General features: G+C 65.7%; 10 protein-coding genes. 3 read left to right on the top strand and 7 right to left on the bottom strand.

Features of this window, described 5'->3' with window-relative positions; translation table 11 throughout:
- Positions 1 to 10 precede the first annotated feature (10 nt).
- The 5 genes from LC060_RS20100 to LC060_RS20080 form a co-directional block, all read right to left on the bottom strand.
- A complete protein-coding gene (locus LC060_RS20100; protein WP_226638487.1) occupies positions 11 to 838 on the bottom strand; it encodes an alpha/beta fold hydrolase in 828 nt (275 codons plus the stop codon).
- Between the two features lie 8 nt (positions 839 to 846).
- The gene (locus LC060_RS20095; protein ID WP_226638486.1) at positions 847 to 2,262 is read right to left on the bottom strand and encodes an MFS transporter; all 1,416 of its coding nucleotides are present in this window, start codon (positions 2,260 to 2,262) and stop codon (positions 847 to 849) included.
- 148 nt (positions 2,263 to 2,410) lie between these two features.
- Positions 2,411 to 3,127, bottom strand: coding sequence for an SDR family oxidoreductase (locus tag LC060_RS20090; protein WP_226638485.1), 717 nt, complete (start codon positions 3,125 to 3,127; stop codon positions 2,411 to 2,413).
- Positions 3,128 to 3,150: 23 nt separating this feature from the next.
- The gene (locus LC060_RS20085) at positions 3,151 to 4,170 is read right to left on the bottom strand and encodes an alpha/beta hydrolase (protein WP_226638484.1); all 1,020 of its coding nucleotides are present in this window, start codon (positions 4,168 to 4,170) and stop codon (positions 3,151 to 3,153) included.
- Between the two features lie 14 nt (positions 4,171 to 4,184).
- Complete coding sequence (locus LC060_RS20080; RefSeq protein ID WP_226638483.1) at positions 4,185 to 5,417, bottom strand: alpha/beta hydrolase-fold protein; 1,233 nt, start codon at positions 5,415 to 5,417, stop codon at positions 4,185 to 4,187.
- Between the two features lie 217 nt (positions 5,418 to 5,634).
- On the opposite strand from LC060_RS20080, the gene LC060_RS20075 reads away from it, so the two are divergent.
- Positions 5,635 to 6,879, top strand: coding sequence for a serine hydrolase domain-containing protein (locus LC060_RS20075; protein WP_226638482.1), 1,245 nt, complete (start codon positions 5,635 to 5,637; stop codon positions 6,877 to 6,879).
- 11 nt (positions 6,880 to 6,890) lie between these two features.
- Here the strand turns inward: LC060_RS20075 and LC060_RS20070 are convergent, their stop codons facing one another.
- Positions 6,891 to 7,757, bottom strand: coding sequence for a DUF1838 family protein (locus LC060_RS20070; protein WP_226638481.1), 867 nt, complete (start codon positions 7,755 to 7,757; stop codon positions 6,891 to 6,893).
- A 219-nt stretch (positions 7,758 to 7,976) separates the two neighbouring features.
- On the opposite strand from LC060_RS20070, the gene LC060_RS20065 reads away from it, so the two are divergent.
- Complete coding sequence (locus LC060_RS20065; protein WP_226638480.1) at positions 7,977 to 9,725, top strand: acyl-CoA dehydrogenase family protein; 1,749 nt, start codon at positions 7,977 to 7,979, stop codon at positions 9,723 to 9,725.
- Between the two features lie 55 nt (positions 9,726 to 9,780).
- Positions 9,781 to 10,572: a nucleoside triphosphate pyrophosphohydrolase gene (mazG, locus tag LC060_RS20060; protein ID WP_226638479.1), complete on the top strand. Its 792-nt coding sequence runs from the start codon at positions 9,781 to 9,783 to the stop codon at positions 10,570 to 10,572.
- Here mazG and hflX read toward each other — a convergent pair.
- Positions 10,549 to 11,895, bottom strand: a complete 1,347-nt coding sequence (gene hflX, locus LC060_RS20055) for a GTPase HflX (protein ID WP_226638478.1) — start codon at positions 11,893 to 11,895, stop codon at positions 10,549 to 10,551. The genes mazG and hflX overlap by 24 nt on opposite strands.
- Between the last annotated feature and the right edge of the window lie 3 nt (positions 11,896 to 11,898).

The raw sequence follows: 11,898 nt of genomic DNA, 5'->3' as shown, positions 1-11,898 counted from the left end.
CCCCCTTTTGTCAGTGTCCGTCGAGAAAGGCACGCACATCGCCCGCAAAGGCTTCGTCGGCAAAGGCCAAGAACCCGTGCCCACACCCTTCCAGTTCACGGTAGATCCCGTGTTCCAGCAGCTGCGCCGCCTCGCCCGTCACCGCGTTCAAGTCGTCCTCGCTGTTGAGGATCAGGGCGCGATGCGGCAGCGCGGAAAGGACCGCGATCAGATCGTAGTCGAAGACCGCACGGTAGCCCCAATCCATACGCTCACCCAGGCGCAGGCATTCAGCCATGGCGACCTGCCGCTGCGCGCCATCGAGGCGGCGGTCGGCGAAGCTCGACTGGAAGGCATGGAGCTGTTCGGCGCGGGCAAGGCTGCCATCAACGGGTGGGAACATCCCATCGATCCCGCGCAGCATGTCCTGGCGGGCCGCGTCGCCGAACGCGGGCAGGCTGCAGAATACCAGGTGCCGCACACGGGCATCGTATCGGGCCAGTTCAGCGGCGAGGACAGAGCCGGTGTGATGGCCCATCGCATCGTAGCGGGTGAGTGCGAAGCCTTGGTCTGCCGCCAGTACTTCGAGCCCTTCGGACAGCGCCGCGGCCAGTTCCTCGACCGAAGCCGGTTCGGGCGGGGCATCGCTTTGCCCGTAGCCCGGCGTATCGGGGGCGATCACCCAGCGATCCCGGCTCATCAGTGCCAGCACCGCATCCCAGTCACCTCCGTGGCTCGGCGTCTGGTGAAAGCAGACCAGCGGCGGCCCGACCGGCACGGCTTCCGGCTCCGCGATCCGCACATGCAGCTGCCCGAAACGGCAGGGTACGTAAGCGCGGCGGAGCCGGGGATGCTGCATGATCGGGATCAGTCCTTTGCGATGCGATAGCGTGAGAAGACGATGAGGCTGACAACCTGCAGCGCTGCCGGGATCAGGCTGTAGAGCAGCAGGATGCCGGTAATCGCATGCGGGGTCTGCTCGACCGCGCCGCCCTTGGAGGAGACGAAGCCGAAAGCGCTCATCACGAGGCCTGCAATGACCGGACCCAGTGCGAAGGAGAGCTTCTCGATGGCGGAGAAAAGCCCGGCGAAGACGCCCTCGTTCGCGGTACCAGCCCGGCGGCGCTGGAAGTCGATGGTGTCGGTCAGCATCGAGAGCGCAAGCATGATGAAGGCCGCGTTGCTGATCCCGATCAGCGCGCCGCGCACCAGCACGAGGAGGTGCTGCGTGCCCAGTACACCGACACCGGGCAGCGTCATGATCTCGTCGGTAGCCGGCGCCATCCAGTACCAGGACACGGTCACCGCGGTCCACATGGCCGAGGCGAAGACATAGGTCTTCTCCTTACCCCAGCGGCGCGAGAGCGTGAACCACAGCGGCTGCGCGGCAATGCCCGCAATCGACATCACGAGGATGAAGGCCGGAATGATCCAGACCGCCTGGAGCGCGTAGAGGAAGACAAAGCCGATCACGGTATAGCCCGAAGCCTGCCCGATATTCTGGATCAGGCAGGTGAGAACCAGGATCAGGTAGGGCTTGTTGGTGCCGATCACCTTGAGCTGGCTGAGGAGACTGCCCTGTACGGAATCGTCCTCGATCATCGGCACGCGGGCAAGCCCGATGGCGGTCACCAGCATGGTGACAAGACACACCGCGCCCAGCGTCAGCGCCATGACCGTCCAGCCATGCTCGCCCCCGCCCAGCCAGTAGATCATCGGCTGCGCGACCCCGACGCCGACAAGGACGCCAAAGGTCGAGAAGATCATGCGGAAGATCATGATCCTCGTGCGCTCATGCGGGTCGGGCGAAAGCGTCGCCGCGATCGCGAGATAGGGCACCGAGAACATAGAGAACGCGGTGGAGGCCAGGAAGAACAGCAGGCAGGTGAGCGCGGCTGAAACCATCGGGCTCGCGCTTTCGGTCAGCGTGAAGAGCGCAACGAAGCCAAGGCTCGTCAGGATGGCGCCGCCCACCAGGAATGGCGTGCGCCCATAGAGCTTGCGCACCCGGTCCGACCAGGCGCCGACAAGCGGGTCACAAGCGATCAGCCAGAGCTTGGGGATCAGAACGACGAGCCCGGCCAGCCAGGCCTCGACGCCCAGCATCGTGGTCATAAACAGCGGCAGCAGGACCGCGGGGGTGTCGCGGAAAACCTGTGCGCCCAGCTGGCCCGTGCCATACCGCAGCAGGACAGAGGTGCCTACCTTGCCGCCATCGGGGCCGGTCTGCGCATAGGCGGTTGAAGGCCGGGACAAGGTACCGCTCGGGGAGAGATCGGTCATCGAGGGGGGAAGCTCCGAATAAGTCCATGTGCCAATTGCGTTAAATCAAGGATCTTCAACGCAAGGCGTCTATGGCAGCGTGGTGTTCTCCTTTCGCCGCGCGCACGCACCGCTTTAGGGATACGATATCCGACAGGCGGAATAAATTTCACCAGGCGACGTCTTCTCCGAGCAGGTTGAGGAAGCGTCCATTGTCCACAGGCCCGAGGCTCGCGATCACTTTCAACTGCCTGGCGACGCTTTCGTCCACGCCCCACGTCGCAGCCGCGCCGCCCAGATCGGTGCGCGTCCAGCCCGGCGCGATGGAGACAAGCGTGATGCCCTCCCCGGCCAGATCGATCGACAATCCCTTCATCACCATGTTGAGCGCGGCCTTGCTCGAACGGTAGGCGTGGCTCTGGCCCATGGTGTTGGCGGCGATCGAGCCCAGGTCCGACCCCATCATCACCACCAAGGGCTGCGCGCTGCGGCGCAGGTTCGCCCGCAAGGCCACGGTTAGCCGGAAGGGCGCGATGGTGTTGACCCGCAGGATCTCTTCCCAGAGCGCATAGTCCATGCCTTCCAGAGACTGGCGCTCTGCATCGGTAGTCCAGCTGCCGCCATAAAGTCCGGCATTGTTGACGAGGACATCGATGGCCTCACCCCCCAGTCGCTGGACGAATGCCGTAAGCGAATTAGCGTTCGCCACGTCAAGAGTTTCGAGGCGCATACGCTCTGGATACTGGGACGCGAGGGCCGAGAGCTGCCCGGCCGTCTCCAGGTCACGCGCGGTCGCGATGACCCGCTGACCGGCAGCCGCCAACTGGCGGACATACTCCAGTCCAATGCCGCGATTGGCGCCAGTCACGAGCCAGGTTCGGGTCATGCGGATATCCCCCCTCTGTGCGTTCAATCGGCCTTGGTGAATCCTTCAGCCTCGATCCACCAGGCGAATTCCTCGATCCAGTGGTCCTGCGTGCCCCCTGCCTTCTTCATGCCGAAACCGTGTCCGCCGCGTTCGTAGCGGTGCGTCTCGGGCGTGTAGCCCGCGTCCTTGAGCGCGGCCTCCCAGGCATCGAAGCCCTGCCCCACCGCGACATCGTCCTGCGCGACCGCCATGAACATCGGCGCGAGCCGTCCCGGCGCAGGTGTGGGGGCCGGGCGCAGCCAAGGCTCCTCGGGCGTGCCTTCGGGCCAGGGCAGGTTCGCAGGCGGAAGTTCAGGCAGACTCTCCCCGAAAGGAAAGCCGTAGATGAGCCCGGTGAAGTCAGGCCGCGCGCCCTCTTCGGCCAGCGCCATCTTGCCCGCAACGTGCCCACCTGCGGAGAAGCCAACCGCGCCGATGCGGTCAGGTGCGATCCCGTATTCTTCGGCGCGCGCACGGATGAGGCGCAGAGCCTCCAGCCCATCCGCCACGCCCGGCTCGCCCCCGACACCGGGGCGCATGGTCGTGTTGACGCGTGTGCGCATCGCCTCGTTGGTCTCCCCCGGAGGGGTCTGGATCAGGCGGTACTTGAGAACGAAGGCCGCAATGCCATGGTCCGCCAGCCACTGCGCCACACGCGAGCCTTCGTGGTGGATGGCCAGAAGGCGAAAACCACCGCCCGGCGCGACGATCACCGCGGCGCCCGTAGCCTTGGCCGGATCAGGCAGGAAGGCCTGGTAACTGGGCACCGTGACGTTCCAGAGGGTCTCGCCATCGTCGCGCGCTTCCTCGGAGACGGGCTGGTCGATGAGCCCCGGCCAGTTCGGGTCCACCGGTGCGCCCTGCGGCCAGATCGCTTCGGGAGCCAGCACGCGCACGCCGTCCGCCTGCAGGCCTGGTGTGGACGCCTCAAGGCCCGTGGGGGTGACCATGTCCTCTGCGTACAGCGGCGCGGCCAGGGTGAGGGCTGCCAGAGCCGCGCCCATGAACAGGTTCGATTTCATCTCGCGCTTCTCCCTTATTCGCCCTGGAACAAACGCGGCGCGAAGTCGGCCAGGTAGCGCCGCCAGTTCACCCATTCATGCCCGCCGCCAGTTTCGTTGTAGACATGCGCGATACCGTAGCGATCGAGCAGCGCACGCGTCGGCGCGACGGTCTCGTGCAGGAAATCCTCGCGGCCCATCGCGTAATAGACAAGGTCCAGTTCGGCCGCGTCGCGGCGCAGCGCCGCGTCGTACTTCGCGGCGTAGGTGTCTACGCCATTGAACGCCGAGCCTTCGGCCAGCCCCATCGAGAAGACCCCGATCCAGTGAAAGGTTTCGGGGTGCGTGAGGCCATTGCGCAAAGTGTGCGAGCCGCCCATCGAAAGCCCCGCCATCGCGCGCGCCTGTGCCCGCGCATCGGTGCGGTAATGGGCATCGATGTAGGGGATGAGATCGCCGAGCAGGTCGTTGCCGAAATCCGGGTTGTCGAGCGTCATCACCCCTTCGCGCAGCGGCGTGTGACCATCGGGCATGACCACGATCATCGGCTTGGCCTTGCCCTCCGCGATCAGGTTGTCGAGGATCGTGTGCGCATGGCCGACGCTGGTCCAGCTGTCGTCACTGTCGCCAGCGCCATGCACCAGATATAGCACCGGGTAGGACGCGGCGTCCTTCATATAGCCGGGCGGCGTGTAGACATGCGCGCGGCGCTTGATCCCCAGCGCCTGCGACCAGTATTCCAGCGTCGCGACCGTGCCGTGCGGCACGTCCTTGCGCCAGGTCTGGAAGGCGCCCTCCTCGCCGGTCACCTCGAAGGTCGAGTTCGTGCCTTTGAGTTCCTCGGAGAAAGTCTTGCCCAGCGGATCGACCGTCTTCACTCCGTCGACCTCGAAGGCAAAGCGGTAGACATCGGCCGCGACCGGCCTGGGCGTCGTGACCGACCACAGCCCCGTCGCGTCCTTTGTCATGGCCAGCCCCTTGGGCGTGCCGGGCGGAAAGCCCATGGGAATGACATCGGCGATATCGCTGCTGGTAAGCCGCACGTCCGTCGCCTCGGGCGCGCAAAGGCGGAATGTCACACGCTGGTCAGGGAGCTGCTCGACCGAGGAATAGGGCATCGGCCCGGAATAGAAGGGCGGCGTGACGCAGGTCGTGGGGTCGAGCTTGGGCCGCTGCATCTGCGCCATCGCAAAGGTGCCCGCCAGCAGCCCCATCGCCCCGGCTGCACCTGCAAGTACGCGCTTTGCGTGATATCCCCAAGGCCGCATCCCGGCATTCCCCCTTGATATGTCCCTGGACCCGCACGGCCGCGTGTCCAGCGGCCGACAGTCGGCCCCATCACGCCGCAGGATCGGCACCAAGCGGCCCTCCACGCGAGCTTTTTCTGACCCGTTGTCCGACTGGTGGACAGCGCCTCCAAGGTCGCACGGAGCTTGCGGACGATCATGCCACTTTCGCGGCACACAATGCGGGAGGCGAAGAAGGATGGGTATCAGGCACAAGCGCAGGCATGCACGAGCGGCGGTCACAACGCTCCTGTGCGCGACCCTCGCCGGACCGGCCCTCAGCGCCGACACGCCTCCCACCAAGCCTTCGGACGATCCCGTCTATCGCGAACGGCTCGACGTCTATGTCAGCGACTACAGCAAGTTCGTCTATACCCCGATGGCCCAGGTCCCCGGTGCGCCGGACTGGACGCCCCTGCCCTCTGCGCCGAAGAGCGCCATCAGCCAGGCCGCGCTCGAAAAGGCCACCGCCTATGCCCGGCGCATGAACAGCACCGCGCTGATCGTATGGCACAAGGGCAAGGTTGCGCTCGAATGGTATGGCGAAGGCGTGACGCGCACCACGCCGCTGGTCTCCAAATCGCTCTCCAAGCCGCTTGCCGCGATTGCCGTGGGCCGCGCGATCGCGCTCGGCAGGATTGCCTCACTCGATCAGCCGATCGCCGACTTCATTCCCGAACTGGCCGGCACGCAGAAGGGGCGGATCAAGGTACGCCATCTGCTCGACATGCGCTCGGGCATGCAGCACCAGAGCTTTTCGCCCGATCCCGAAAGCCCGCTCAACCTCGGCTTCCTCTCGCCCGAGCACACCCGGCACATCATCGCGAGCTATCCGATGATCGCCGAACCGGGCACGCTCTACTCCTATGCCAATGCCCCCGCAGACCTCGTGGGCGAAGTCATCACGCGCGCCACGGGCCGGAACTACGCCGAGTTCGTCGACACCGAAGTCCTTCGCCCCCTTGGTGCGATGGGCGGTGAGTTCTGGCTCAATCGGCCGGGCGGCGAGGCCCATTCGGGTTGTTGCATGATGCTGCCTGCCGAGACTTTCGCGCGGCTTGGCGTGCTCCTCCTCCATGACGGAACGTGGGAGGAGACGAGGCTCCTTCCCGAAGGCTACGTGGCGCAGATGCGCGCGGGCACGCCGCAGAACCCGCACTTTGGCCTCGGCGTATGGATCGGCGCGCCCTATGCCGAGCGACGCCCGTTCGGCGCGCCCGACCAGCCCGGCCCGCGCGTGCTGCATTCCGAGCCCTATCTCGATCCCGACCTGTTCCTGTTTGATGGCAATGCCGACCAGATCGTCGACATCGCGCCGGGCCACGATCTTGTCGTGCTGCGCATGGGGGGCAACCCGCCACGTCCCACTGAGGAAAACCCCGAGGAATGGGACAACAGCTATCTCGTGAACACGCTCATCCGAGGCATGAAATCCCCCGAATGAGCGCGCGGTAGTCAGGCGTCCCAGAGCGGCGCAAGCAGCGCAGCCGGGTCCTCCAGAACTTCGGGTCGGCGCGCGCGCGTTGCCGCGATCCAGGCCGGCGGCATCTGCGCCCAATCCGCGTTGTGCGCGCCCACGCCCGTCGCGGTGAGATGCCCGGGCCTGTCCCCCATATTCATCCAGGGCCGCCACGAGCAGACATTGGTGAACGACACCGAGACCGGCACACGGGTCGCCCCCGGGGCCTCCATCGCCGCGCGGCTTGCGTGGTAGGTGTTGCTTTCGGAATAGCGGAACGGCTTGGCAACGCCCCGCACCTGCATCGCGGTCCGCGTGCGCTCGGTCACCCAAAGGTCATCGCCGCGCAGGTCAAAGGGCAGCACTTCGTGCTCCATCGTCAGCCCCGGAATCTCCTTTTCAAGCTGCAGCTCCAGCTCCGGTCCGAACCGCACCTTGGACGGCGCATAGCCCCCCTGCGGCACCTGCACCTCCTCCCCGGTATAGGGATTGTGATAAGTGTCGAGCGCTTCGCCGCTGACCGGATCGGTGAACCAGGCAATCTCGGCGTTGACCGCCTCGAAGCGACCGTCGGAAAGCTGGCGCGAACGCGAAAAGACGGCAGAGACAACCGCGAAGAGCGGGTCCATGCGATCCTCGACAACGCCATAGTAGCGCGCCGAGACCCAGCTCATCGTGAGCCTTTCGTCCAGCGCACCGCGCAGCATCATGAAGGTCCGCAAACGCCCCCCGGCGGTCTCGATGTCCAGCGGCGCACCGACATCACCCTGCTGCGCCAGCGCCGTCTGCGCCCCCAGGCTTGCAAACGCCCCCAGCGCTGTGAGCCCTGCCCCCATCGCTCCGCGCCGATCCCATCCCGACATACCGTATTTCCCCTTCCCATTTTCCTAGAGGAAACATCCGGCGAGCCTTCCTTGGGCGCCATGTGCGACACCATGGATATTCGCGTGTCGGACAGTCCTGCATACCTCCGCACGCGCTCGAACCGCGCGCCAACTTGATTGTAACAACTGTTTGGTACATAGGTTCAGACAACAGGAGGGACAGACCCTCGAACCCGGTTTGGAAAGGATGTTTGCGCGATGACCAGCTTCACGCCGCCCGTGGACGATATGCGCTTCCTGCTCACGCAGGTGCTCGATTTCGATGGCCAGATCGCCACCCTGCCCGGCTGCGAGGATGTCTCGGCCGAATTCGCAGGCGAAGTCCTGACCGAAGCAGCCCGTTTTGCCGCGGAGAAACTCGCCCCGCTCAACCTGCCCGGCGACGAACAGGGCGCCGCGCTACAGGACGGCAAGGTCACCACGCCCGAAGGCTTCCCCCAAGCTTACCGCGATTTCGTGGAAGCGGGCTGGGTTGGCCTCTCCGGAAATCCCGAGTTCGGCGGTCAGGGCCTCCCGCGCACGCTCCAGATCCTCCTCGACGAAATGGTGAGCGGCGCGAACGTCTCCTTCGGCCTGTTTCCGGGCCTTACCAGCGGGGCGGCCGAAGCGCTCGAACACCATGGCAGCGACGAGCTCAAGGCCCAGTGGCTACCTGGCCTAGTCACCGGTGAGACCTGCGGCGCGATGGCACTGACCGAAGCCAATGCGGGCACCGACCTGGGGCTCCTGCGCGCCCGGGCCGAACCGGTCGGCGATGGGACCTACAAGGTCACCGGTACCAAGATCTTCATTTCCTCGGGCGATCAGGACTTTGGCAACAACATCGTCCACCTTGTCCTTGCTCGCCTTCCCGATGCGCCGGCTGGCGTTAAGGGCATCTCGATGTTCCTCGTGCCCAAGTTCCTGCCCGCCGAGGACGGTGGGCTCGGCGTCCGCAACACGATGTCGGTGGGCGCACTCGAGCACAAGATGGGCATTCACGCGCAGCCGACCTGCGTGATGAACTACGACGAGGCCATCGGCTGGCTGGTGGGTGAACCGGGACGCGGGCTCAACGCCATGTTCACGATGATGAACAACGAGCGCCTCTTCGTGGGCATCCAGGGCCTGGGCATTGCCGAGGCGGCACACCAGAAAGCCGCGACTTATGCGCGCGAACGCCTGCAAGGCCGCTCCTCGGACAACACCCGCGCGCCGGTGCCGATCATCGAACACGCCGATGTGCGCAAGATGCTGCTGGAAGGCCGCGCCTTCCTCGATGCAGGCCGCGCGCTGGCGGTGTGGACCGCGATGCAGATGGACATCGCCGCACGCCACCCCGATCCCGAAGTGCGCAGCCAGGCCAATGGCATTGTCCTCCTGATGACCCCCGTCATCAAGGCCGCCTTCACCGACATGGGCTTCGAGACGGCGGTCAAGGCCCAACAGGTCTTCGGCGGGCACGGCTACATCCACGAATGGGGCATGGAGCAGTTCGTCCGCGATGCGCGCATCACCCAGATCTACGAGGGCACCAACGGGGTTCAGGCGATGGACCTGGTCGGCCGCAAGCTCCCGATGGAAAACGGCGAACTGATGGTGCGTTTCCTCACCCTGGTCGAAAGCGATCTGGCCGCAGCGGGCGGTTCGCCATTCGCGGCGCAGCTCACCGAGGCCCTTGTCCCGCTGCGCCGGATCACGCAGGACCTGGTCGCGCAGAAGGGCGACGTCGAAGCGCTGGGCGCCGCAGCTACGGACACCTTGCGGCTCGTCGCGCTCGTATCGCTGGGCTGGATGTGGGTACGCATGGTCCGTGCGTGTAAGGGCGAGGACAGCGCCATTGCGCGCAAGACGCGCGCCGTCGCGGGCTACTTCTTCGCGCGCATGCTGCCGCAGGTCCACGCACTCGCCGCGCAGATCGAGGCGGGCCCCGAAACCATCATGACCATGGACGCCGAGCTGTTTTGAGCGCTAGAGGGAGGCGCACCGTCGCCTCCTCTTTTCCGCCTGCGCAAGGACAGCCATGACCGCCGCTTCCCGTCACGACCAGATCGACCGCCTGCTCTCCATCATGGCCACCTTGCGCGATCCGGTGAACGGGTGCGAATGGGACCGGGCGCAGGACTTCGCCTCGATCGCGCCCTACACCATCGAGGAGGCCTACGAAGTCGCCGACGCCATCGAGCGCGCGGACCTCGCAGCTCTTCGCGAAGAACTGGGCGACCTGCTGCTTCAGGTGGTGTTCCACGCGCGCATGGCCGAGGAACAGGACGCCTTCGCCTTCGCCGACGTGGCCGCCGCGATTTCCAACAAGCTGGAAGCGCGCCACCCGCACATCTTCGGTGAGGGCGATACGGAAACCGGCCAGACCGAGCGCTGGGAGAAGCTGAAGGCGCAAGAACGCGCGGCCAAGGGCGAGACGAGCGCGGTCGATGGGGTCGCGGGTGCCCTCCCTGCGCTCATGCGCGCCGAAAAGTTGCAGAAGCGCGCCGCACGCGTCGGTTTCGATTGGCCCGATCCGAGCGGCGCGGAAGACAAGGTCCGCGAGGAACTCGTCGAACTGGCCGAAGCTTCGGATGCAGAAAAGCTGGAGGAAGCCGGCGACCTGCTGTTTGCCGCCGTCAACCTGGTGCGCCTCAACGGGATCGCGCCCGAGGACGCGCTGCGCGCCGCAAACGCCAAGTTCGAACGGCGCTTCCGGGGGATGGAAGCCCTCGCCAGCCAGCGAGACGAGGTCTTTGCCAACCTCGATCTCGACGCGCAGGAAGCGCTCTGGCAGGCGGTGAAGGCGTCAGAGCGCGCGAAAACGGCCTAGTTCACGCTCAGCCAGGCGCACTTCGATGCGGATGCGGGGACCATTCTCGTCCTCGCCGTCTGCAACTTCGGAGAGCACCTCGCCCCGCGCGTGCAGGAACGCGAGCCGCTGCCCATCAGCTGCGGGCAGCACGAAAGTATAGACCTTGGCATCGGCGTTGAGGCCATGGCCGACGACATCGAGCAGGTGCTCGCAGCCCTCGCCCGTGACCGCCGAGAGCGGAATGATCGTCTCGTCCGAACGGTAGTCGATGACCTCACGCAGTTCCTCTGCGCGCTCGGGCGTGAGCAGGTCCCACTTGTTCCAGACCTCGATGATCGGGATCGTAGGTTCCTCACCCGGCTCTTCCTCGTCGTCCTCTCGTGGGATGACGCCCAGATCCGAAAGCACCGAGAGCACTTGGCGCTTCTGCGATTCGGTGTCGGGGTTTGCAATGTCGCGCACATGCAGGATCACGTCGGCCGCGGTCACTTCCTCCAGCGTGGCGCGGAAAGCCGCGACGAGCTGGGTGGGAAGATCGGAGATGAAGCCCACGGTGTCCGACAGGATCGCCTTTTCCACGCCCGGCAGGCGCACCGCGCGCATAGTCGGATCGAGCGTGGCGAACAGGAGATCCTGCGCCATCACGTCCGCACCTGTCAGGCGGTTGAACAGGGTCGACTTGCCCGCGTTGGTATAGCCCACCAGCGCGACAATCGGCCAGGGCGCCTTCTCGCGCCGATCCCGATGAAGCCCGCGCGTACGACGCACCTGCTCCAGTTCACGGCGCAGGCGTCCCATCCGGTCGCGGATCATCCGGCGGTCGGCCTCGATCTGGGTCTCACCCGGACCGCCAAGAAAGCCGAAGCCACCGCGCTGACGTTCCAGGTGGGTCCAGCTGCGCACCAGACGCCCGGCCTGGTAGTCGAGGTGCGCCAGTTCGACCTGCAGGCGGCCTTCTGCGGTCGCCGCGCGCTCGCCGAAGATCTCGAGGATGAGGCCGGTGCGGTCGATGACCTTGCGCTTGAGCTTTTCTTCGAGGTTGCGCTGCTGGATGGCGGTGAGCGATCCGTCCACCACCACCAGTTCGGCCTCATGCAGGTTACATCCAACCGAGATATTCTCGATCTGACCTTCACCAAAGAGCGTGCCCGCGCGTGGCTCGCGGATCGGGATGATCTGGCCATCGGCGATCACGAGGCCGATCGCGAGTGCGAGCCCCTTGGCTTCTTCGAGGCGGGCTTCCGGGTCCAGATCGGCGCTGCCCCGGTTGCCTCGCATGTGCGGATATACGACGAGGGCACGCGCGCCGCGCGTGACCTCTCCTTTCAGTTCGTCGTCCAAGCT

The sequence above is a fragment of the Novosphingobium profundi genome, from assembly GCF_020524485.1.
GTDB lineage: Bacteria > Pseudomonadota > Alphaproteobacteria > Sphingomonadales > Sphingomonadaceae > Novosphingobium > Novosphingobium profundi_A.
Note: the sequence above shows the minus strand (reverse complement) of the source record. Positions and strands in the feature narration are given on the sequence as shown.